The sequence below is a fragment of the Enterococcus sp. DIV0802b genome (assembly GCF_050543535.1).
Classification (GTDB): Bacteria; Bacillota; Bacilli; order Lactobacillales; family Enterococcaceae; genus Enterococcus_D; species Enterococcus_D entomosocium.
The window spans coordinates 3,212,503-3,233,714 of the sequence record NZ_CP172941.1 but is presented as its reverse complement, the minus strand read 5'-3'; the positions used below and the strand labels follow the sequence as shown (position 1 = coordinate 3,233,714).

Here is a 21,212-nt window from a genome sequence, read left to right as displayed (position 1 = left end):
TTGTTTTTTCGGAAAGGAAGAAACATGAGAGTAAGAAAACGTGCAGGTGCAAAAGAGCTGATTGACGCTCATCCAGAATACGTTGTGGCAGAGCCTACTGAATGGAAAGGGCGTTGGCATGAACGCTTTGGCAATGATCACCCGCTGCATATCGAAATTGGAATGGGAAAAGGCCAATTTATTACGGAAATGGCGAAAGCTCATCCCGAGATCAATTATATTGGTGTGGAAATGCAGATTAGTGTCGTTTCGATCGCATTAGATAAAATGATCGAGCAGGAGATCCCGAACTTGCAACTGCTGCATGTCGATGGTTCCGCATTGACCAACTATTTTGCAGACAATGAAGTAGACCAGATCTATTTGAATTTTTCTGATCCATGGCCTAAGAAGAAGCATGAGAAGCGCCGTTTGACTTCCAAAGCCTTTTTAGCAGTCGACGAGCAGATTTTACGTCCCAACGGCGAGATCCATTTCAAAACGGATAACCAAGGATTGTTTGAGTATTCCTTAGCGAGCTTTTCTCAATACGGCATGATTATCAAACAAGTTTGGTTGGACTTGCATAACAGTTCCTTTGAGAACAATATCATGACGGAATATGAAGAAAAATTCTCAAGCCGCGGGCAGCGGATCTATCGGGTGGAAGCCCAATTTGTGGCAAAAGAACCACAGAAATAAACGAATGATGAAAGATGAAGCAAATTTGCTTCATCTTTTTTTTCTATTCTCAAAGCGTTTGCGTATTTCTTTTTAGGAGGGATAAGTCGTGGATATTCAAGCATTCTCAGACGAGTTGATTCATTATGGGAGACAAGAACACATGCAGGATCTGACCATTTTGCCTAGCGGTACACAGATGGAGGTGATTTTCAGTAAAAGCTATCTCAGAAAGACCTATCAAGTACTGACCAACGAAGAAGCTCAGCAGCTGATCACCCGCTTCAAATTTTTAGGAGGAATGGAGGTGGGAGAACGGCGCAAAGCTCAGTTAGGCGCAGTCAGCTATCTGTTAGGCGATCAGCTACAGCGGTTGCGCGTCTCAACGGTGGGTGATTATCAAGGGCGTGAAAGTCTCGTGATGCGGTTTCTTTATCCTTTGAACAAGGAGCATCTGCGCTATTTTTTTGCAGAAGACGTCCAGCAGATCCAACAGACAACCAAACAAAGAGGCCTATATTTATTTTCTGGTCCCACTGGCTCAGGAAAATCGACCCTCATGTATCAATTAGCACGGGCAACCAAGGGACAAGTCATTACCATCGAAGATCCTGTGGAGATTGAAGAGCCGCATTTTTTGCAGCTACAGACCAATTTGAAAATCGGACAAGACTATGATGAATTGATTCGCTTGTCTTTACGGCATCGTCCGGACCTGCTTTTGATTGGTGAGATCCGTAACAAAGAGACGGCGCAAGCCGCTGTACGAGCCGCTCTGACAGGTCATCGAGTATTTGCCACGATCCATGCACGAGGCGTAGCAGAAACCAAGACACGGCTGCTGGAATTGCTAGGGGCAGACGATCTTCTGGCGCACGCGTTGCAAGGGATCATTTATCAGCGATTGTTGCCGAATGAAGTCAACGAACCCCATGGATTGCTGGCGTATCACTTTTATGAGGGGCAAGTGGAAAAACAGTGGCAGCACGTATTAAAACGAGTGAAAGAAAGTGGGTGGATCACCGATGAAGTTTATGAAAAAGAAGCCCCAGCTACCACGCCGTGCAACTGAAGCCCTCTTGGTCACCTTCACGGTGTTATTGGAGAGTGGCTTTTCCCTACAAGAAAGCCTCCAAGTGTTGCTGCGCAGTCGCCAGTTTTCTGAACCTGTGATCGAACAGCTGATTGCCCATCTTGCCCAAGGGCAAAGCTTGGCAGCAGCAGTAGCGCCGTTGTCTTTATCGGCTACCGAAAAAAGTCAGCTTTATTTAGCAGAAAGTCATGGGAATCTCACGACGACCTTGCGGCGGATGGTCGACTACCACAAATTGGTCAACAAGCAAAAACAGCTGCTGTACAAAGTAGCGGCCTATCCGCTTTTGCTACTGGTCTTTTTAGTGGCGGCTCTCTTTGGCATGCATCGCTTTTTAATGCCTCAATTGTTAGCCTCTGGCATGATCGACGAAGGTCATTGGGGCATTCGCGCCATCACTTGGGCACCAGCAGTACTTATCCTCTTCTTGTTGGTAAGTGTGCTGCTTTTTGTGATCAGCCGCTGGGTATTTGCCCGCCGCACTGCCTTGCAAAAAGCTGTATTCTTCAGCCACCTGCCATTGTTCGGAGCATTGTACACGAGTTATCACACGAGTTTTTTCGCATTGGAATGGGGCAAGTTGTTTCAGCAAGGGTTAGATATCCAACAGATCATTGAGTGTATGGAGCACACCAATAAAGCTACCTTGATCCAAGAATTAGCGCGAGAGTTGCGAGTGACCTTGACACTTGGCGGAGAACTCCCAGAAAAACTTCGTCATTTCTCGTTTCTCACACCAGAATTTTCTTTGATCGTCTTTCAAGGAGAAGTACGGGGAAAGTTAGGAGAAGAGCTTTTTTTATACAGTCAATTATTGATGGATCGCTTGTTTCAACGAATCGAAAAAGCTATTCACTGGGTTCAGCCTCTGATTTTTTTGTTGGTTGCTTTAATGATCGTTGGGATCTATGCCGCTATGTTTTTACCAATCTATGGAAATATCCAAGGAGTGATCGAATGATAGAAAAGAAAGTCGCATCTTCTCGCAAGCAGGGGATTTGGCGTGTCAAAAAAGGCTTTACATTGGTTGAAATGTTGGTTGTTTTATTAGTGATCAGTATTTTGGTTTTGTTGTTTGTCCCAAATCTTGCCAAGCAAAGAGGAATCATTGATGAGAAAGGAAATGCGGCCATCGTGAAAGTGGTGGAAACCCAGATCGAACTCTTTCGTCTGAATGAAAATCGGGAGCCCTCGAGAGAAGAATTGATCGCTGAAGGGTATGTATCTGAGGAGCAATATGCGATTTATGAGCAAGGGGACTAAGGGCTGTCGACGTTGCTCTTTTGCTGGTTTTACTTTAATAGAAAGCCTTTTGGTCCTCATGGTCAGTAGTATGTTTCTCTTTTTTCCCGTCGTGGCCATCGAGTACTATCAACGATCTGCTGAAGTCTTAGGCTTTTGTGCACGCTTAGAAAAAGGCCTCTATACCATACAGCAATCGGCCATCATCGATAACACACAAACCCGAGCCGTTTATCAAGCAGCGCCAACGCCAACTGTTTCATTTTATGGCGCTGCAACTGAGCCGGTCACCAAGATCGAAGTCCCTCCTCAACTAGCGATGCAGGCGTTTCCCGATATTCTTTTTAGTAGTCAGTCCGGCAACAATAGCAGTCTGCGAAGGATCGTTTTCTATTGGCAGGAGAAAAAGCAAACCATCAGCTATAAGTTTTTATTTGGGAGCGGACGCTATGAAAAAATCGTTGAATAGCGGGTTCATCTTAGCAGAAAGCCTGATTGGCTTTGGGGTGTTGGCAACCTGTGTGTTATTGTTTTTAGCGATGCAGACCGCTTCACTGACGCAAAGTGCGGCATTGCAGGAAAAAGCCCAAATGCTGCGGGTGCTGTATGAAGAAGTCCAGAACCACTCCTTTGATGCGTCAACCATTACCTACACGACGCAGCGTCAGACGGTCTATCAAGTTCGCTTTTGGCAAGCAGCGCAGCATCAACAGGCACGCATCCAAAGTGGCGAACAGCTCTGGGAGATTGTGTATGAAGAGTAAAGGCTTTACTTTGTTGGAGTGTCTGTTGTCTTTATGGGTATTGGCGATCTGCTTATTGATGATCAGCGGGATCGTCAAGCACCTCGCACCGGTCAATCAGCAGATCATGGCTCGCAAAGATCAAGAATGGCATGTTTTTTTGTTTCAGTTGGAACGGGAATTAAGTACCTGTGTCTATCTATCAGTCAGCGAGAACACGCTATATTTGCGAAGCAGTCAAAACAATTCGGTAACGATCGATCGCATCAACCGCGTGTTGCGGAAACGGGACAACAATGGCTATCAACCGTTGTTGACAGAAGTGGCAGATGTGTCTTTTGAGAAAATTGGCGCAGCGATCCGCTTTACCGTTTCCTTTGAGAATGGAGACCAGAAAATTGGACAATGGAAAATACACTCACAAGAGGCGGCATAAAGGCGGTATTTTACTCACAGCATTGTTGTTTGTGCAGCTGTTGAGCTTGATGTTATTGCTGGTGTTAGAAAACAGCCGCACAACAGCCCTTTTTTATACAAAAACCATTGAAACCTATGAAGCCCGTATTATGAGTGAACTTTTCCATGCGGAATTCTTGCAAAACGAGTTGGAAGATCGAGGGACACGGTTTTATAATGTAGGAAAGTTGACTTATGAACGGCAAGGACAGAGCTTACAGATCGAATGCTATGTCAAAAGTCGGCGATTTACTTTTACCTTTTTGTTGCCTGAAGAGCAGCCTGAAATAGACACAGATGACCAAGAAGAATAGTACAGGAAAAGGATGGTTGTTTCGACCATCCTTTTTCATACAGAAATAGAAAAAGAATGTTTACAGCTTCACAAATTATTCTAAACGAAAGCGATTGATTATTTTGGATGAATCGGCTAAAATTAAACAGGTATATATGTTGTTATAGTTTTGAAAAGAGGTGCAAGATGTCCGCAGAAAAAATGGAAACGTCTTTTCATTTGACCGTTGAAGCGATCCAACTGCTTCAAAACGCATTGGAAACGTCTTTTTTTGATGCTTACGTAGAGACGATCGAAAATTTTGTTGATCAATACCAAGTTCGCGTGATCGATGGGGTACCAGATGAAGCAACTGCTGCTCGTTTAGAAACCATCTATCAAGAAATTCGAGCAATGGAACTATCGGCAGAAGAAAAACGCAAGCTTGCGCAGTTGGTTTTGTTGAAAGGCAGCCAAACGGAGCGCCTGCAGGCCAATCACCAACTGACACCAGATAGTCTTGGGTTTTTATTCGTCTATTTGATCGAGCAGTTGAGTAGTGCCGATCAACCAGTGAAACTTCTTGATTTATCGGTAGGCATGGGGAATCTCTTATTGACAGTCTTGCTGAATCTGCAATTAGCCAAGCGTCCAGTAGAAGGAACCGGTGTGGATATTGACGAAACCTTGTTGGCGATCGCAGCTGCAACTGGCGAATGGACCAAAGCGCCCTTGCATTTGTTCCATCAAGATGGCTTGCAAGAGCTTTTGATCGAACCGATGGATCTGGCGATCAGCGATCTACCGGTGGGCTATTACCCACAAGATGACAAAGCCCGCAGCTTTATTACGGCGGCTCCAGAAGGACACAGTTACGCCCATCATTTGTTGATGGAACAAGCGATGAACTATGTCAAAGCTGGCGGTTACGGTTTGTTCTTACTACCAAGCAATTTCTTGGAAACGGAACAGAGTGAATTTTTGAAAAAATGGCTGAAAGAAAAGGTTTATTTGCAAGGAATGATTCAGCTTCCTGAAGAACTCTTTAAAAATGAACATTCACGTAAAAGTATATTGCTTTTACAAAACCACGGAGGGACAAGCAAACAAGCAGAAGAAGTCTTGCTGGTCAAGCTAGCCTCACTGAAAGAACCAAAGAACATCACAAAACTTTTTGAACAATTTGCGGCTTGGAAAGCAGCAAATCTGTAATATAATTCGGATAAGGAGATCATCATGTCAAAAACAATCGCAATCAATGCTGGAAGTTCAAGTTTAAAATGGCAATTATATCAAATGCCAGAGGAAACAGTTGTCGCTAAAGGAATCGTTGAACGAATCGGTTTGAAAGATTCTATCTTTACCATCAAATATGGGGAAGATCAAAAATTCGAACAAATCATCGATATCAACGATCACGAAGTAGCTGTAAAAATGTTATTGGATCAACTGATCGAATTAAACATTTTAGGTGCTTATGATGAAATCACTGGCGTCGGTCACCGCGTCGTTCACGGCGGAGAAGATTTCCCTGATTCAGTTGTGATCACAGACGAAGTGATGGAACGCATCCAAGCATTGGCTGAATTTGCGCCATTACACAACCCAGCAAACTTGATGGGGATCACTGCTTTCAAAAAAATCTTGCCTGAAATCATCAGTGTCGCTGTTTTTGATACTTCTTTCCATGCAACGATGCCAAAACACAATTACCTATACAGCTTGCCATTAGAGTACTATAACGAGTTTAAAGTACGTAAATACGGCTTCCACGGTACAAGCCACCGTTATGTTTCTGAGCGTGCGGCAGAAATGTTAGGCAAACCAATCGAAGAATTAAAAATCATCACTTGCCATCTAGGGAACGGTGCGTCGATCACTGCGGTTGACGGCGGAAAATCAGTAGATACATCAATGGGCTTCACGCCGTTAGCTGGTGTAACGATGGGAACACGTTCTGGTGACATCGATCCTGCTGTTTTGCCTTACTTAATGGAAAAATTAGATTTGAACATCGATGAAATGGTGGATGTTTTAAACAAAAAATCTGGTTTATTAGGCTTAACTGGTATTTCCAGCGACATGCGCGATCTAGAAGCAAACTACGACAAAGAAGAAGTCAAAGTTGCTTATGACGTCTTTACTGACCGCATCCGTAAATACATCGGTGGCTATGTAACGACCATGAACGGTGTCGATGCGATCGTCTTTACTGCTGGTATCGGTGAAAATGATGCCCACGTCCGCAGCGAAGTTATCAAAGGCATGACTTGGTTTGGTTGCGAATTAGATGCCGATCAAAATGCAAAACGCGGCGAAGAATTAGTGATCTCAACTGAAGAGTCAAAAGTCAAAGTACTTTTGATCCCAACAGATGAAGAATTAATAATCGCTCGTGATGTGGAACGTTTACGCGGCTAAGCGAAAACATTTCTTAGAATAGAAGCTGAAACACATGCAAGAGAAATGCTTGCATGTGTTTTTTTGTAGGAAAGTCCGCAAAACGGGACTAGAGAGAAAAATTGGTGAAGACCATTTTCTAATTTTTTAAACAGAAAATTTAATAATTATACATATGAAAATTGGCTCATACTGCACCTAGGTGGATGGCTTCTCATTTTGCTTTCATTTGAATTTAAATTTCCTTCCTTTTTTACAAGATGTTCTCAGGGAAATACCCTTGTAAAAGTTGCCAAATGGGAATAAACTGGCATTTGTGAATTTTCAGAAAAATTCCGCTATTTTATTTTCATTAATTTTTATAAGGGGCCATTACATATGGAAAAAGAAAAAACATTCTTAGGTCAGCCGCGAGGGCTGTCGACGTTATTCTTCACGGAAATGTGGGAACGATTCAGTTATTATGGTATGCGGGCGATTTTGGTGTACTTCATGTACGATGCAGTTGCCAACGGCGGCTTAGGGTTGCCAAAAGGAACGGCTGTGGCGATCATGTCGATTTACGGTTCCTTAGTGTATATGTCAAGTATTGTTGGCGGTTGGATCTCGGACCGTCTTTTAGGATCAAATAAATCCGTCTTTTATGGTGGAATCTTGATCATGTTAGGACACATCGTCTTGGCAACACCTTTAGGGATTCCAGCGTTGTTTGTGTCCATGATGCTGATCGTCATCGGAACCGGACTCTTGAAATCCAACGTGTCGGGTATGGTGGGGCATTTGTACAGCAAAGACGATATCCGTCGGGATGCTGGTTTCTCAATTTTCTACATGGGGATCAATATCGGTGGCTTGTTAGCACCGATCATCGTCGGGATCTTAGGACAAGAGGTCAACTACCACTTAGGCTTTTCGATTGCTGCTATCGGGATGTTTATCGGTTTGGTGCAGTATTATGTGCAAGGAAAAACCACGTTGAAAAGTGTAGCGATCGCGCCAACGAATCCCTTATCGGCAGCCGAAAAGAAAACCTTCTTCCGAGCAGTCGTTCTAGTTCTTCTCGCATTGGCAGTGTTATTTGGCGCAGCTGCTGCAACAGGCCATCTGACGGTTGATTTCTTCATCAACTTCATCAGTGTTTTAGGTATTTTCTTGCCGATCTACTACTTTACCAAAATGCTGCGTTCGAAAGATGTCACACCAGATGAAAAGAAAAAAGTGTTGGCCTACATTCCGCTGTTCTTGTCAGCGATCGTCTTTTGGTCCTTAGAAGAACAAGGCTCATCGATCTTGGCATTGTTTGCTGCTGACCGTACGCAATCAACGTTATTCGGCATCAATATTCCAGCAAGTTTGTATCAAACCTTAAATCCACTTTTTGTCGTCTTACTGACACCTGTCTTTGTCTGGTTGTGGACCAAACTAGGTTCTCGTCAACCCCGGACAGAAGTGAAGTTTGCCATTGGTTTGGTCTTAGCCGGTTTGTCCTTTCTATTGCTAATGCTGCCAAGCCTCTTGTTTGGAGTAGAAGAACGGGTCAGCCCATTATGGTTGGTATTGAGCTTCTTCATTATGATTGCGGGGGAAATGTGTCTTTCACCTGTGGGCTTGTCGGTGACGACCAAACTAGCGCCGAAAGCTTTCGAAGCACAAACCTTGGCGATTTGGTTGTTAGCAGACGCTTCTTCACAAGCCATCAATGCGCAAATCGCTCGGTTCTATACACCACAAACAGAAGGGATGTACTATGGCATCGTCGGCGGAGTAGCCGTTGTTGTCGGCATCATCTTGTATTTAGCTAGAAAACCGATCCGCAACTTGATCGGCAACATTCATTGATCAAAAAATAAAAACTTGATTTTCCGCCTATGCATGGATTGAACAACCCATGCTTACTGTAGGAAAATCAAGTTTTTTTTGTTGCGAATCAATGTCTTAGTCAATCAATGGGCTTAGTGGCTGGCGTGTGATCTGCTGCTGTGCAATGACCAGGGCTTCTTGGAAGTGCTGCTGCAAAAAGTAGCGGTCATGGCTGACTGCCAGCAGGGTCCCTTGATAATCTTGCAGCATTTCTTCAATTTCTTCTCGGGCATAGCTGTCGAGGTGATTGGTTGGTTCATCCAAAATCAGGACGTTGATTTTTTCTAAAAAGAGTTTCAGTAACGCCAAACGGATTTTTTCACCACCAGATAAATCTTTGATTCGTTTGGCCACATCACTTTGATAAAACCCACTTTTGGCCAATTGCCGACGAGCAGCCTCTTCGTTTCCTGTCAACGTCTGTACGTAGGCCAACAAGCGGCTCTCAGTATCGGCAAACTGTAGCTGTTGGGGCAAATAGCCGATTTGTAAGCTGCTGCCGCGCTTGATAGTGCCGCCGCTAGGAAGCTCCTCACCGAGAAGTAATGTGAGTAAGGTTGATTTTCCGGTACCATTGTCGCCGATGATGGCTAGATGCTCCCCACGGTAGATTGCAAAACTGCTGTCTTTGAATAGGAGCTGATCGGCATATTGCTGGTGCAAGTCGCGAACGATGAACACCTCTTTACCTGATTTTCCGCCATTTGCCAAGCCTTGCAGCCGATTTTTCGGGGGCGCTGGCGGTTTGACCAGTGTAAGTTTCGCTAGGCGGCGTTCCAATTCTTTGGCTTTTTTGAAGAAGGATTCATTGTCTCCTTCATGGCCCCACTGACGAAATCGACGAATCATGACTTTCAGTCGCTGGACTTCTTTTTGCTGCAGTTCGTAATTTTTGGTCAGCTCCGCCAAGCGAGCTTCTTTCAAGACACGAAATCGGCTATAGTTCCCAGGATACTCAATCAGGGCGCCTTCTTCCAGTTCCCAGGTCTTGGTGGTGACTTGATCGAGAAAGTGTCGATCGTGAGAAACGACTAGAACCGCTTTTTTCGTATTCTGTAAATAATTTTCCAACCAGCGGATACTTGAAAGATCCAAGTGATTGGTTGGTTCATCCAGTAACAGCAAGTCAGCATCGGTGACTAACACTTTGGCTAAAGCGACTTTGACCCGTTCACCCCCGCTAAGGTCTGTTAACCGTGCGTCCTGCCGATGGGGAATTCCTAACCCTTGTAAGATCGCGGAAATTCGGTCTTCTAATCCATAACCGCCCAGCTCTTCAAAGCGCTGCTGCAGCTCGCCATAACGGATCAGACACTTCTCTAAATCAGTATCGGGTTCTGCCATCAAGGCTTCGTAATGGCTCATTTGCTGTTTGAGTTCTTGAATGTTAGCTGCAGAATGGAGCAGGTAGTGGGTAACGGTTGCTTCAGAAACTGTCAGCTCTTGCTCGACCGTCCCGATCCTCAAGCCTTTTTGGCGGCTGATAACGCCGCTATCGACACCTTCACTGCCAGTCAAGATTTGTAAAAAGGTTGATTTGCCCGTTCCGTTGATGCCGACTAGGGCAATTTTTTCCCCAGCTTCGATTTGGCAGGATAACTCCTCAAATAACGGATTCCCGCCGATGGTTTTTTTAATAGCAATTGCTTGTATGATCATGATCTCTCTCCTTGAGACCACTCAAAAAGGCCATGGATATCCATGGCCAGTGTTATTTAAACTCAGATTTTTTTGAGAAAAATACCTTGAGATGGCCATTGATTTTACGTAAATTTAACTGTTTTGGACAGACTCGTCCCGTCAACAGCAACTGTAAAACCAATTGCATGGCTAAATGCGATATGGTATCGTTGGTAATTTTCATTACTTGTTATTTTAGTCATGCGCATCATGGTCGTTTTCCCTCCTTTGTGTCTTTGTCTTTTCAGTGTACCTGAAAGTATCAGAAAGTTCAACCAGTACTGGCGGTTTCTTAGCGTTCCTCGATGCGTAATTCTGTCAGAGAGCTTTCTTTCATCTGACCGATGACCAAAGGAACGGTCTCATGAACCACATCGCTGTATTCTAAGCCGAACCAGCGTTCAGGTGAAATAGTATGGCGTTTGATAAAAAGCTTCGTCTGCATGACTTGCTTCTGCCATTTGCTTAATGCAGTTGCATTCGACAGCTCTTCTTCGATCATCACGAATTGGAAATCACCCACATTGCGTCCAGGCGTTAAGGAATAGCGTTGCGGCTGCAGCGGCAAGCGACCATCTTTCATCAATTCTTGAATGATTTGGCGAATGTAGAGATTGACTTCTTGCGGCACCCGAAAGCCGAGATAAAGCTTTAGTTTAACGATAAAATCGGTATCTGCCATCGAAACTTCATATTTTTTCGTATAAGGTTCATCGGTGACTTCCACATTGACGAACCAATACACTTTGGCACGCTTCGGCCGTTTGTCTAAAATGGAATAGATGAACTGCTGACCGATCTGATCGTCTTGCAGTTTAGGAACCATGAAGACGACGTTCGTCTGAGATAATGGCAAAGAATCATCTTCCCGCAACTGTTTCAATTGAGGGATGTAGGTAGAAAGTGCAACTTCTTCGGCAGCATTTTCTTGAATACGATTGCCCCATTCCCAAATCAGCATCACACCGATGATCACGCTGGCTAATAAGATGGCAACGTAACCGCCATGGAAAAATTTCGTCGCACTAGAGATAAAGAAAATGCCTTCGATCGCTGCAAAAAAGAGCGTGATGAACGGTGCCAAGAAACGGGTCTTCTTGTTTTGGTGCAAGTAGAAATACAGCAAAATAGTGGTCATCAACATCGTTACCGTAATGGCCAATCCATAAGCGGCTTCCATCCGAGTAGAGGTCTGGAAGAATAAGACCACGCCGGAACAGGCGATCCACAGCAAGGTGTTCAAGGCAGGAATATACATTTGCCCGATAGACGCCCCCGGATAGATGATTTGCATCCGCGGCAATAGTTTCAACTTGATGGCTTCAGAAACCAAGGTAAAGGAGCCAGACAGCAGAGCTTGCGAAGCAATGATGGCAGCGAGTGTGGCGAAGCTGACACCAAAGACTGTCCACCCTTGCGGCAATGCTTGGAAAAATGGGTTCAAGTTTTCGATTTCTTGATAAGTCGGGTTTTGATAGACTTGCAGCAGCCACGCCGCTTGACCAAAGTAATTCAGCATCAAGCAGATTTTGATATAGGGCCAGCTGGCATAAATGTTTTTTTTGCCCACATGACCTAAGTCCGAGTAGAGGGCTTCCGCACCAGTAGTCGCCAAAAAGATATTGCCGAGAATAAAGAGACCAGCGCTGTTATCGGGACTAAAGAGCAGATTGATCGCATACCGGGGATCAAGGGCCCGAATCACCGAAAGGTCACCGGCAAAGTTCATCACACCGACGATGCCCAAGAAGGTGAACCAGCCTAGCATGATCGGTCCGAAGGCTTTGCCGACAAACTCAGTCCCAAAGCGCTGCAGGGCAAAGAGGACCAATAAGATTGCTAAGGTGATGCCGACGATGATCGATTGGTCATTGCCGAAGCGATCAAAAAAGGCTGGAATTCCCCGTAATCCTTCGATGGCAGTGGTTACGGTCACGGCAGGCGTCAATACCCCATCTGCTAGCAGGGCTGCGCCCCCGATGATCGCTGGAATAATCAAGTAGCGGCTGTTTTTACGAACTAAGGTATAAAGGGAAAAAATCCCGCCTTCTCCATGGTTATCCGCGTTTAATGCGATCAAGACGTACTTGATCGTCGTTAACAAGGTCAGCGTCCAAAAGACGAGCGAGACGCTGCCTAAGATAAAGTCGGGCGTTAAGGTGCGTAGTCCGCCATTGTCCTCCACCAGGGCTTTCATTACGTAAAGTGGGCTCGTACCGATATCACCGTAGACCACCCCCATGGCGACTAAAAGTCCGCCGGCGGTCACTTTTTTCATTTTACTTGAACTCATTGACTGTTTTCCCTCCATTTTAAACTGCAAAAAGACCTAAGCGGCCCCTTGCCACTTAGGTCTTGCAAGAAACATCTTAAACCAGCGGATTCCCGCTTGCTGTTGATCTAAGATCATGGAACGATCCATGTGCTACTCCCCTAAAGTGCTCTTATTATCTTTGTTTTTGCAGCTCCTGTCAATTGATTTGATAAAAATGGCAATAAACATTTTTCTTTTACTACGTTTCAGCGTAAGATAACAATAGGTATGGAATAAGGAGGCAGGAAAATGATTGAGATCAAGAATCTGACGAAACAATATGGACCAAAAAAAGCATTGTCTGATCTTTCCCTGACGATTCGTCAAGGGGAGATCTTTGGCTTTCTGGGACACAACGGGGCAGGGAAGTCGACAACGATCAAAAGCTTAGTTAGTATTTTACAACCGACGAGTGGGGAAATCTTTTTTGACGGTCAATCCCTCGTGGAACATCGGGAAGCGATAAAAAAACAAATTGCCTATGTGCCGGACACGCCAGATTTGTTTTTACAGCTAACGGCAGGGGAGTATTGGGACTTGATTGCCGCAGCGTATGAGGTGCCAGCAGCGGAAAAGGCCGAGCGTTTGCAAAAATTAGGGCGCTTGTTTGATATGCTGTCTCATGAAGAAGAGACCATCGCTAGCTTTTCCCATGGAATGCGGCAAAAAACGCTGCTGATTGGGGCATTGATCCCCGATCCGGACATTTGGATCTTGGACGAACCATTGCAAGGCTTAGATCCCCAAGCAGCGTATGATTTAAAAGAAATGATGAAACAGCATGCTGCCAAGGGCAAGACCGTGATTTTTTCTACCCACGTCTTAGACACCGCCCAGCAGTTGTGTGATCAATTAGCGATTTTGAAAAAAGGTGAGCTGCTGTACAATGGCTCAGTGGCAGATTTGCTGGCACAGCATCCGTCGCTTTCTTTGGAAACGATCTATCTGCAAATGACTGGGAGAAGTCAAGAAGAAGCGATTCTTGCAGAAGCGGAGGAAGCGTAGATGCGAAAACAACAATTTCTGACGCTGACCTCCGTTAATTTGCGGTATGCCAATCCCCAACTAACAGACAAAGCCCGCAAAAAAGGCAAGGCTGGTTCGACCTTGACCAGTTATCTGTTGTTTCAATATGCGCTTTCTGGGGTAGTGTTTCTCCTAATCTATGGCTTGACGATGATCACATTGGATTTTAGTCAGATGCCGGGCTTTTTTACCTATTATGTCGCTTTGTTCGGAATCTTAGGCTTTTCCCAAGGGATTTCGTCCATTTACAATGTCTTCTTCGAAAGTCAAGATCTGCCAGCGTATTTGCCGCTGCCCTTTCGACAGAGTGAAATTTTTCTGGCAAAGATCGTGGTGGTATTTCTTACCGTTGCGCCGTTTATTTTTCCTTTGTTGGTCTTATTTCTCCTGACAGGGATTCGGGCAAACGTCTTTTTCTTGCTGACGATCTTATGGGCGTTCTTGCTGTTCGGCTTGTTTTTAGTCTTGATCTTCAGCATTTGCAGCTTGATCGTCTTCAGCCTGACCCGCACCAAGTTTTTCTTGAAGCATAAAAAATTGGTCACTAGTTTATTGCTAGGCGTGACGATGCTGGTTGTTGTGATCGGGGTCTTAATGATGAATCAGGTGAATACTTATGAGACAGACGTGGTAGACCGGGGAGCGATCAGCTTTTTATTGCCTTTTTATTATGTGATGGTGGCACCGTTTCAAACGACCGGTTTGCTTAGCTTGCTAGGGATCATCGCCACAGCAGGCGTGCTGCTTTTTGCCCTCTATCGATTGATCTTGCCGAAGTTTTATGAGCAAGTGGCAGCCGCGGCGCCTAACCAAGGGAGTGTTCGTCGGAAACATAAGCCCAATCAAGGCTTGGGCCAGCTGTTGTTTAATTACAATTCGCAGTTGATCCGTGATCCGAATTTGATCATGCAAGTCTTTTCTTCTTCGTTGCTGATGCCCATCATTTTCTTAGTGTCTTTTGTGTTTACAGGAGCGATTCAGTTAAGTGAATTGGATGAGCGGTTTATCGGTGTTGTTTTCGTGGCGGGGATCGCCTTGGCGGCACTGATGGTCAACCCGACTTCTTTTATCAGTAATTTGATTTCATTGGATCAGGAGAATTTCTTGTTTGTCCGCTCCTTGCCGCTATCGATGAAGCGCTACTTGCGGGAAAAATTCCGCTTTGGCGTCGTTTTGCAGCTGAGCTTAACGGCAGTCATCGTGCTGGCAGCAGTGCTTTTATTCAAAATGCCGCTGATTTTGGCTATCTCTTTCCTAGTAGGAGCACTTTGGAGCAGTTTTCTTTTGTGCTTGAAATATTTTGCTCGGGATTATCGATTGCTGCTTTTGGATTGGACCAATATCAGTCAATTGTTTACGAGAGGGGCGGGGAGTCTTGGGTTAGCCATTGGAACAGTCGCAACGCTATTTCTTTCCGTCATTGTTATCATCCTTTATGGCTTTGCTGCGACTTCGGTTGATTTTTGGTTATTGAATGGTCCGGTTTTCTTTGTGATCCTCTTGACCAGCGTCCTTTGGATAGCCCATTATCACCATAGATTTTGGCGTCGTTTTTCCTAAGGGAAGCGACGCTTTGCTTTTTTTATTTAAGGATGGGTAAATTAACTATTTATTCAGAAAATTCAGAAAAACTATTTACAATCAAAAGGAAACATGGTTAGATAGGAGTACCTATTACTTTGCTTTCATTTTTTGCTGTACAAGTTTGGATAACCGACTTGTCAAAGAGCTGTGACCAAAGGCAAAAAGACCAATGAGACCTAAGTGCTCGTTAACTCTTTTGCTTTTGTCACGGTTTTTTTTGCACAAAAAAACCTGCCAAGCAGCGACAGGTCGTCTCACTATTAAGCTTTCGTGTGGTCTTTTGCTGGGACTTTGTTTTCTAGGTCTGTCCGCACAACTAACACATCACAGCCAGCATGGCGAATGACATACTCAGACACGGAACCGATAAAGATTCGTTCCACGGCATTTAAACCAGTGGCACCGATCATAATCAAATCGATGTTGTGATCTTCGGGCAATTGTTTGGCAATGATTGGTTTTGGCGAGCCGTATTCAATCACTGTTTTGACTGCAGTTACTTGGTGTTTGCGGGCATAATCCTCATAGTCTTTCAAAGTTTGTTTGGCCATTTCGGTTGCTTGCTCAGCAAGCATGCCGTCAAAAGAAGAAACGGTTTGAAAGGCCCGAGTGTCGATCACATGTGCTAAAACTAATTCAGAATCATTCCGCTGTGCCACATTCACGGCTTTTTTGAAGGCTAATTCTGACTCGCTAGACCCATCGACGGCTACCATGATTCGTTGATATTGTTGTAACATAAGAAACACTCCCATCTGTTATCTTCTACTTTTATTGTAATGCTTTTTTCTGGAAAAAGAAAACCTAATCTTCCTTTTTTTTCATTTTTTGTGCCAGCAAGATGCTGAATGAAGCGGAAGAGAGCAGCAACAACGCCAAATAAAACAAGGCAATCAGCTCTCTATCGACAAAGCCCACAACCAATGCCACTACGCCTAAAAGGAAATGAATGAGGCTATAGGTTTTTAAGAAGACTTTATTCGCCTCAGTAGTAGGGATCAAAGTGAAAAAAATCGCTTGTTTGGCATAAAGCAAATAACTGGTGCCGAATAATACGAGTGCCACGATCGTAAATAATAGAAGAATCATAAACATACGCCATCCTATTCTAAGTTGATAGATTTAGTATAGCGAACCCTAGAAAGAATAGCAAAAGCCACCCTTACTTTGATATCAGATGGAGGACGTTGCACGGTTTCTAACGGCTAGAAAACGCAAAAAAGCCATCTGTTAAAAACAGATGGCACATTCTAAAAAGAATGGGTAATATCCGTTGATGCCGTTCTTTTTCCCATAGTATTGATCCCGCAAATTCTAGCAGGTGGGTTCCACGGTCTAAGCTTCGAACTACCAAAGGAAAAGGCATGTTACCAGCATTGACACAAGACGGATCCCAAGATATCAATAAAAATGTTCGGTCAACACACAAAAGGGACAACTCGTACATCACAGAATTTCCACCCTTATAGTAGCATAGGAATGACGAAGGTGCAATAAAGTTGTTTGAAAACGATGCCAAAAAGTCACTATTTTTTCTAAGCACCTAGTTTTTTTTCTTTCGTTGCTGCAATTGTTGGTACCGTTGGCCCAACGCTTGCTCATATTTACCGGTGGCTTTCGGTTGATAATAGTGGGTACCTTTTAGCTTATCAGGTAAATATTGCTGATCGACCCATGCATCATCAAAATTATGTGGGTATTGATAGCCAACTCCTCGATTCAAACTTTCGGCGCCTTTGTAATGACTGTCTCGTAAATGATCCGGGACATCTCCAGCTTTACCGCTACGAATATCTGCGATCGCTGCATCCAATGCCATGTAGGCCGAGTTGGATTTTGGTGACAAACATAGATCGACCACCGTATCGGCCAAAGGGATCCGAGCTTCCGGCAAGCCCAAACGTTCAGCGGCTAACACAGCATTGACGGTTCGAGCAGCGGCTGCTGGGTTAGCTAAACCGATGTCTTCATAACCGATGACCATCAAGCGCCGACAAATGATCGCCAAATCGCCTGCCTCTACTAAACGACCTAAGTAATGCAGCGCACCATCCACATCGCTGCCGCGAATCGATTTTTGAAAAGCAGAGATCACATCATAGTGCGCATCCCCATCTTTATCATGGGTCAATGCTTTGCGCTGTACGCACTCTTCGATGATCGCTAAGGTCAAATGAATAATGCCGTCTGGTCCTTTTGGTGTGGAACGGGCAGCGAGTTCTAAGCCATTGAGGGCGCTTCGTAAATCACCGTTGGTCGCTCGCGAGAGATGCAAGCGGGCATCATCGGTCAATACGATGGTTTCTGATCCAAGTCCGCGAGTTTCATCTGCTAAAGCTTGATCAATGGCGGTCAAAATATCTTCTTCTTGGAGCGGTTTGACTTCAAAAATCTGTGTCCGACTGCGAATCGCTGGATTGATCGTAATGTAGGGATTTTCCGTCGTGGCACCGATCATAATAATCTTGCCGCTTTCTAAATGGGGCAGTAAAAAGTCTTGTTTTGTCTTGTCTAGTCGATGGACTTCATCAAGCAATAAAATGACAGTACCGCTCATTTTGGCTTCCTCTGCCACGATTTGCAGGTCTTTTTTTGTATCTGTGGCGGCGTTCAGCATGCGAAACGCATAGCGTGTCGAGCCGGCAATCGCACTGGCAATGCTGGTTTTTCCGGTTCCCGGCGGTCCGTATAGGATCATCGAAGAAAGCATTTTGGCTTCGACCATTCGGCGAATGATTTTCCCCGGGCCAACCAAATGCTGCTGTCCGACGACTTCATCTAAGTTCCGTGGCCGCATTCGATAAGCAAGTGGCTGCTGCATAAAACGATCCTCTCCTTTTCCTGTAAGTATAACATAAGAACGTACATTCTCATAAACAAGCTGATTTGCGTCCTTACGAAAACAAAAGGGCGCGTATTTTCCACTCAGTCAGCAAAAAACAGGTTCGTTGAAAAGAAATCGTTGAGATCACCGCAACTCTGTAGTCAAAGATAGTAAGTTGACCGAGAATTGTGTAGAATAAAGAGGGTGATGAGAATGGATGAATTAATGGCACTATTTGCGACACAGCCGACAACGACCATCGCACGTGCCTTATTAGGAATGTATTTGGAACATGAGATCCCAGAAGGAACATTAGGTGGGTATATCGTGGATTGTGAAGCGTATCTAGGTCCCGATGATCTGGCGGCTCATAGTGTGGGCATGCGAAACACACCAAGGGTTCGGGCGATGTATCAGGAACCCGGCACGATTTATTTATATACGATGCATACGCATCGAATTGTCAACTTTATTACGCAACCAAAAGGCATCCCACAAGGAATCATGATTCGCGGGCTAGAACCGGTGGATGGGATTGACTTGATGGAACAACAGCGACAAAAAACGGGACCGGATGTAGCCAATGGCCCCGGGAAACTAGTACAGGCACTACAGATTCCAGCTGAGCTTTACGGCGAATCGATTTTTACGAGTCCGCTGCATTTGGTTCCTGAGCGCCGACGTACCCCAAAAGAAATTTTGGCATTGCCTCGAATTGGTATCCCGAACAAAGGGGAGTGGACTCAGATGCCGCTTCGATTTGCGGTAGCTGGTAATCCTTATTTAACAAATATACGAAAAGCCGCTGTTCAGCAAGATCATGGCTGGCTAGAAAGAAGGAATAGTGATGGCGAAAGAAACGATATTGACTTACTTAGATCAGCGATTAACGAAAAAAATCTCCGATTATGATGTGGCGATCGATTGGGATGCCAAAAATCATACCATCGAATTGGTGTTGCGCTTGTTTGCCGAAAATCCTCAACAAGTCCAAATCGACGATGCGCAAGGTGTGGCATCAGAGGAAGCGATCATTGAATTTGAAGATGGGATTTTGTTGTATGATCCACAAAAATCAACGTTTGATGAAGAAGATTATTTAGCGACGATTCCTTATGCAGGAAAAAAAGGGATCCAAAAAGCGTTGTTAGACGGATTGGTTGATTACATTCAAGAAATTTTAGAAGAAGGCCAAAGCGATCTGCTTGATTTCTTGAACGATGACAGTGAAGAAGCGATCTTTGAATTGCGATTCAACGAAGAAGCATTTGTGGAGAAAATGACGAACTATCAAGCCGGGGCTGGGGAAACCATGATCCCGTACCCTAGTTACTAAGGAGAACGAACATGAAATGGAATGAAGTAACCGTAGCGACAGCTAGCGAAGCAGTGGAAGCAGTCGCCAATATTTTAATGGAACACGGAGCAAGTGGGGTAGCGATCGAGGACGTTTTAGATGTCGAAAATTTTAAAAGCGATGCGTATGGCGAAATTTTGGATAAAGAAACCTATACGACCTTAGAAGAAGGTGCGCAAGTCAGTGCCTATTTCCCAGAGACGATTTTTTTGCCAGAAGTGCTGCCGACGATCAAAGCAGCCATCGACCGTCTGCCGGAGTATGGTTTGGCAATCGGCAAAAACACCATCACAACGAGCGAGGTCGTGGAAGAAGCATGGGCAACGGCCTGGAAAAAATATTACCATCCAGTCCGTATCTCCCGCTATCTGACGATCGTGCCGAGCTGGGAAAACTATCAACCGCTGCAAGAAGATGAAAAGATCATCACCCTTGATCCGGGAATGGCCTTTGGGACCGGCACGCATCCTACGACACGCTTGACATTACAAGCCCTAGAAGTCTACTTGCGGGGCGGTGAAACCGTCTTAGATGTCGGGACGGGCTCAGGGGTGTTAAGTATCGCCAGCAAATATTTAGGTGCCAAAGACGTGTTTGCTTATGATCTAGATGAAGTCGCTGTGAGGTCCGCCCAAGAAAATATGGCGATGAACCCCATTGCTCACGATGTGACCGTGCAAGCCAATGACCTTTTGCAAGGGGTGACGGTCCCTGCTGATCTTATCGTTGCCAATATTTTAGCGGATATCATTTTATTGATGATCCCTGATGCATGGCGTTTATTGAAGCAAGAGGGCACCTTGATCGTTTCTGGGATCATTGAGACGAAAAAACAATTAGTGATCGATGCCATGATCGCACAAGGCTTTGAGATCGATCAATTGTTCAATCAAAAAGACTGGTATGCGATCGCCTTTAAAAAACCAGAGGTAGAGTAAGATGCAGCGATATTTTTTACAGGAGCCTTATGAAGCAAAAGCGGTGTTTGCCGTTTCGGGAGAACCCTTCCACCATATGATCCGAGTGATGCGCATGACTCCCGGCACGAAAGTCGGTTTAGTTTTTGAGGATCATTTGGCGATCATCGCCAAGATCAAAGAGGCCGATGAAGAAACGGTTTACTTAGAGGAAGTCGAAAAAGAACAGCAGGACAAGGAATTGCCGCTGCAGGTCACGATCGCTAGCGGCTACCCGAAAGGCGACAAGCTGGACTTGATCGTTCAAAAAGGCACGGAACTTGGGGCGGCAGCATTTATCGGTTTTCCTGCGCAAACTTCGGTCGTGAAATGGGATCAAAAGAAGTTACAGAAAAAGCAGCAGCGGCTGCAAAAAATCGCCCAAGAAGCGGCGGAGCAATCCCAACGGCAGATCGCACCAGCCATCACACTACTGGATAACGCCAAAGCATTTTGGCAAAGCCTCAGTCAGTACGATGCGGTCCTAGTGGCTTATGAAGAATCAGCCAAGCAAGGAGAAGTAGCGATGCTGCTGCAAGTGATCACCGAATTGCCCGTTGGTAGCAAAGTTTTAGCGATCTTTGGCCCAGAAGGCGGTCTGACCCCCTCCGAAATCGAAGGAGCCCAGGAAAACAACGCTAAATTATGCGGGTTAGGCCCTCGGATTTTACGAACAGAAACAGCACCGTTTTATTTTTTAAGTGCTGTCAGTGTGCTAACGGAATTAAAGAGGATGTGAGTTG

The 21,212-nt window shown here is 45.0% G+C and carries 22 protein-coding genes and 1 other RNA gene; 17 read left to right on the top strand and 6 right to left on the bottom strand.

Annotated elements, in window-relative coordinates; all coding sequences use genetic code 11:
- Positions 1–24: 24 nt before the first annotated feature.
- From trmB to IGJ12_RS15020, 11 genes are all read left to right on the top strand, one after another.
- Positions 25–681: a tRNA (guanosine(46)-N7)-methyltransferase TrmB gene (trmB, locus tag IGJ12_RS15070; RefSeq protein ID WP_005233410.1), complete on the top strand. Its 657-nt coding sequence runs from the start codon at positions 25–27 to the stop codon at positions 679–681.
- A gap of 88 nt (positions 682–769) precedes the next feature.
- A complete protein-coding gene (gene comGA, locus IGJ12_RS15065) occupies positions 770–1,732 on the top strand; it encodes a competence type IV pilus ATPase ComGA (protein WP_101699432.1) in 963 nt (320 codons plus the stop codon).
- Complete coding sequence (comGB, locus tag IGJ12_RS15060) at positions 1,686–2,714, top strand: competence type IV pilus assembly protein ComGB (RefSeq protein ID WP_016620014.1); 1,029 nt, start codon at positions 1,686–1,688, stop codon at positions 2,712–2,714. Before comGA ends, comGB begins: the two co-directional genes overlap by 47 nt.
- Positions 2,711–3,016 (top strand): competence type IV pilus major pilin ComGC, encoded by a 306-nt coding sequence (gene comGC, locus IGJ12_RS15055; protein WP_005233413.1) that lies wholly within the window; start codon positions 2,711–2,713, stop codon positions 3,014–3,016. The genes comGB and comGC overlap by 4 nt, the downstream gene beginning before the upstream one ends.
- Entirely contained in the window at positions 3,000–3,464 is a 465-nt protein-coding gene (gene comGD, locus IGJ12_RS15050) for a competence type IV pilus minor pilin ComGD (RefSeq protein ID WP_005233414.1), read from the top strand. Before comGC ends, comGD begins: the two co-directional genes overlap by 17 nt.
- Positions 3,445–3,759 (top strand): hypothetical protein, encoded by a 315-nt coding sequence (locus IGJ12_RS15045; RefSeq protein WP_005233415.1) that lies wholly within the window; start codon positions 3,445–3,447, stop codon positions 3,757–3,759. Before comGD ends, IGJ12_RS15045 begins: the two co-directional genes overlap by 20 nt.
- Positions 3,749–4,174, top strand: coding sequence for a competence type IV pilus minor pilin ComGF (gene comGF / locus IGJ12_RS15040; protein WP_005233416.1), 426 nt, complete (start codon positions 3,749–3,751; stop codon positions 4,172–4,174). Before IGJ12_RS15045 ends, comGF begins: the two co-directional genes overlap by 11 nt.
- Positions 4,137–4,508, top strand: a complete 372-nt coding sequence (comGG, locus tag IGJ12_RS15035; protein WP_008382038.1) for a competence type IV pilus minor pilin ComGG — start codon at positions 4,137–4,139, stop codon at positions 4,506–4,508. Before comGF ends, comGG begins: the two co-directional genes overlap by 38 nt.
- A 167-nt stretch (positions 4,509–4,675) precedes the next feature.
- On the top strand, positions 4,676–5,680 hold the full coding sequence (locus tag IGJ12_RS15030) for a class I SAM-dependent methyltransferase (protein WP_005233418.1): 1,005 nt from the start codon (positions 4,676–4,678) through the stop codon (positions 5,678–5,680).
- A 24-nt stretch (positions 5,681–5,704) separates the two neighbouring features.
- On the top strand, positions 5,705–6,889 hold the full coding sequence (locus tag IGJ12_RS15025; protein WP_430619164.1) for an acetate/propionate family kinase: 1,185 nt from the start codon (positions 5,705–5,707) through the stop codon (positions 6,887–6,889).
- Positions 6,890–7,246: 357 nt separating this feature from the next.
- Complete coding sequence (locus IGJ12_RS15020) at positions 7,247–8,707, top strand: peptide MFS transporter (protein WP_005227746.1); 1,461 nt, start codon at positions 7,247–7,249, stop codon at positions 8,705–8,707.
- 96 nt (positions 8,708–8,803) lie between these two features.
- Here IGJ12_RS15020 and abc-f read toward each other — a convergent pair whose 3' ends face one another.
- On the bottom strand, positions 8,804–10,387 hold the full coding sequence (gene abc-f / locus IGJ12_RS15015) for a ribosomal protection-like ABC-F family protein (RefSeq protein WP_101699431.1): 1,584 nt from the start codon (positions 10,385–10,387) through the stop codon (positions 8,804–8,806).
- 313 nt (positions 10,388–10,700) lie between these two features.
- Positions 10,701–12,701, bottom strand: coding sequence for a KUP/HAK/KT family potassium transporter (locus IGJ12_RS15010; protein ID WP_008382045.1), 2,001 nt, complete (start codon positions 12,699–12,701; stop codon positions 10,701–10,703).
- 270 nt (positions 12,702–12,971) lie between these two features.
- Here IGJ12_RS15010 and IGJ12_RS15005 point away from each other — a divergent pair, with 270 nt between their 5' ends.
- Entirely contained in the window at positions 12,972–13,727 is a 756-nt protein-coding gene (locus IGJ12_RS15005; protein WP_008382046.1) for an ABC transporter ATP-binding protein, read from the top strand.
- On the top strand, positions 13,728–15,308 hold the full coding sequence (locus IGJ12_RS15000) for an ABC transporter (RefSeq protein WP_086298415.1): 1,581 nt from the start codon (positions 13,728–13,730) through the stop codon (positions 15,306–15,308).
- A 284-nt stretch (positions 15,309–15,592) separates the two neighbouring features.
- Here the strand turns inward: IGJ12_RS15000 and IGJ12_RS14995 are convergent, their stop codons facing one another.
- The 4 genes from IGJ12_RS14995 to IGJ12_RS14980 all read right to left on the bottom strand — a co-directional run bounded on the left by IGJ12_RS14995 (position 15,593) and on the right by IGJ12_RS14980 (position 18,153).
- On the bottom strand, positions 15,593–16,072 hold the full coding sequence (locus tag IGJ12_RS14995; protein ID WP_005233432.1) for a universal stress protein: 480 nt from the start codon (positions 16,070–16,072) through the stop codon (positions 15,593–15,595).
- 64 nt (positions 16,073–16,136) lie between these two features.
- On the bottom strand, positions 16,137–16,427 hold the full coding sequence (locus IGJ12_RS14990) for a hypothetical protein (RefSeq protein WP_005233435.1): 291 nt from the start codon (positions 16,425–16,427) through the stop codon (positions 16,137–16,139).
- Positions 16,428–16,595: 168 nt separating this feature from the next.
- Positions 16,596–16,790, bottom strand: a non-coding RNA gene (gene ssrS, locus IGJ12_RS14985) — 6S RNA.
- Positions 16,791–16,875: 85 nt separating this feature from the next.
- Positions 16,876–18,153, bottom strand: coding sequence for a replication-associated recombination protein A (locus IGJ12_RS14980; RefSeq protein WP_008382049.1), 1,278 nt, complete (start codon positions 18,151–18,153; stop codon positions 16,876–16,878).
- 216 nt (positions 18,154–18,369) lie between these two features.
- Between IGJ12_RS14980 and IGJ12_RS14975 the strand changes: the two genes are divergently transcribed.
- From IGJ12_RS14975 to IGJ12_RS14960, 4 genes are read left to right on the top strand one after another with little or no spacing between them, the layout of a single operon-like run.
- Complete coding sequence (locus IGJ12_RS14975; protein WP_042890686.1) at positions 18,370–19,068, top strand: DNA-3-methyladenine glycosylase; 699 nt, start codon at positions 18,370–18,372, stop codon at positions 19,066–19,068.
- Positions 19,004–19,492 (top strand): DUF3013 family protein, encoded by a 489-nt coding sequence (locus IGJ12_RS14970; protein ID WP_034872159.1) that lies wholly within the window; start codon positions 19,004–19,006, stop codon positions 19,490–19,492. The genes IGJ12_RS14975 and IGJ12_RS14970 overlap by 65 nt, the downstream gene beginning before the upstream one ends.
- 11 nt (positions 19,493–19,503) lie before the next feature.
- Positions 19,504–20,451, top strand: a complete 948-nt coding sequence (prmA, locus tag IGJ12_RS14965) for a 50S ribosomal protein L11 methyltransferase (RefSeq protein ID WP_005233456.1) — start codon at positions 19,504–19,506, stop codon at positions 20,449–20,451.
- Between the two features lies 1 nt (position 20,452).
- Positions 20,453–21,208, top strand: coding sequence for a 16S rRNA (uracil(1498)-N(3))-methyltransferase (locus IGJ12_RS14960; RefSeq protein ID WP_008382053.1), 756 nt, complete (start codon positions 20,453–20,455; stop codon positions 21,206–21,208).
- The last annotated feature ends 4 nt before the right edge of the window (positions 21,209–21,212 follow it).

Excerpts from the sequence above, each read along its gene's own strand:
- trmB (WP_005233410.1), top strand. The coding sequence starts at position 25 with ATGAGAGTAAGAAAACGTGCAGGTGCAAAAGAGCTGATTGACGCTCAT.
- comGB (WP_016620014.1), top strand. The coding sequence starts at position 1,686 with ATGAAGTTTATGAAAAAGAAGCCCCAGCTACCACGCCGTGCAACTGAA.
- comGC (WP_005233413.1), top strand. The coding sequence starts at position 2,711 with ATGATAGAAAAGAAAGTCGCATCTTCTCGCAAGCAGGGGATTTGGCGT.
- comGD (WP_005233414.1), top strand. The coding sequence starts at position 3,000 with ATGAGCAAGGGGACTAAGGGCTGTCGACGTTGCTCTTTTGCTGGTTTT.
- IGJ12_RS15045 (WP_005233415.1), top strand. The coding sequence starts at position 3,445 with ATGAAAAAATCGTTGAATAGCGGGTTCATCTTAGCAGAAAGCCTGATT.
- comGF (WP_005233416.1), top strand. The coding sequence starts at position 3,749 with ATGAAGAGTAAAGGCTTTACTTTGTTGGAGTGTCTGTTGTCTTTATGG.
- IGJ12_RS15030 (WP_005233418.1), top strand. The coding sequence starts at position 4,676 with ATGTCCGCAGAAAAAATGGAAACGTCTTTTCATTTGACCGTTGAAGCG.
- IGJ12_RS15025 (WP_430619164.1), top strand. The coding sequence starts at position 5,705 with ATGTCAAAAACAATCGCAATCAATGCTGGAAGTTCAAGTTTAAAATGG.
- IGJ12_RS15020 (WP_005227746.1), top strand. The coding sequence starts at position 7,247 with ATGGAAAAAGAAAAAACATTCTTAGGTCAGCCGCGAGGGCTGTCGACG.
- abc-f (WP_101699431.1), bottom strand. The coding sequence starts at position 10,387 with ATGATCATACAAGCAATTGCTATTAAAAAAACCATCGGCGGGAATCCG.
- IGJ12_RS15010 (WP_008382045.1), bottom strand. The coding sequence starts at position 12,701 with ATGAGTTCAAGTAAAATGAAAAAAGTGACCGCCGGCGGACTTTTAGTC.
- IGJ12_RS15005 (WP_008382046.1), top strand. The coding sequence starts at position 12,972 with ATGATTGAGATCAAGAATCTGACGAAACAATATGGACCAAAAAAAGCA.
- IGJ12_RS15000 (WP_086298415.1), top strand. The coding sequence starts at position 13,728 with ATGCGAAAACAACAATTTCTGACGCTGACCTCCGTTAATTTGCGGTAT.
- IGJ12_RS14995 (WP_005233432.1), bottom strand. The coding sequence starts at position 16,072 with ATGTTACAACAATATCAACGAATCATGGTAGCCGTCGATGGGTCTAGC.
- IGJ12_RS14990 (WP_005233435.1), bottom strand. The coding sequence starts at position 16,427 with ATGTTTATGATTCTTCTATTATTTACGATCGTGGCACTCGTATTATTC.
- IGJ12_RS14980 (WP_008382049.1), bottom strand. The coding sequence starts at position 18,153 with ATGCAGCAGCCACTTGCTTATCGAATGCGGCCACGGAACTTAGATGAA.
- IGJ12_RS14975 (WP_042890686.1), top strand. The coding sequence starts at position 18,370 with ATGGATGAATTAATGGCACTATTTGCGACACAGCCGACAACGACCATC.
- IGJ12_RS14970 (WP_034872159.1), top strand. The coding sequence starts at position 19,004 with ATGGCGAAAGAAACGATATTGACTTACTTAGATCAGCGATTAACGAAA.
- prmA (WP_005233456.1), top strand. The coding sequence starts at position 19,504 with ATGAAATGGAATGAAGTAACCGTAGCGACAGCTAGCGAAGCAGTGGAA.
- IGJ12_RS14960 (WP_008382053.1), top strand. The coding sequence starts at position 20,453 with ATGCAGCGATATTTTTTACAGGAGCCTTATGAAGCAAAAGCGGTGTTT.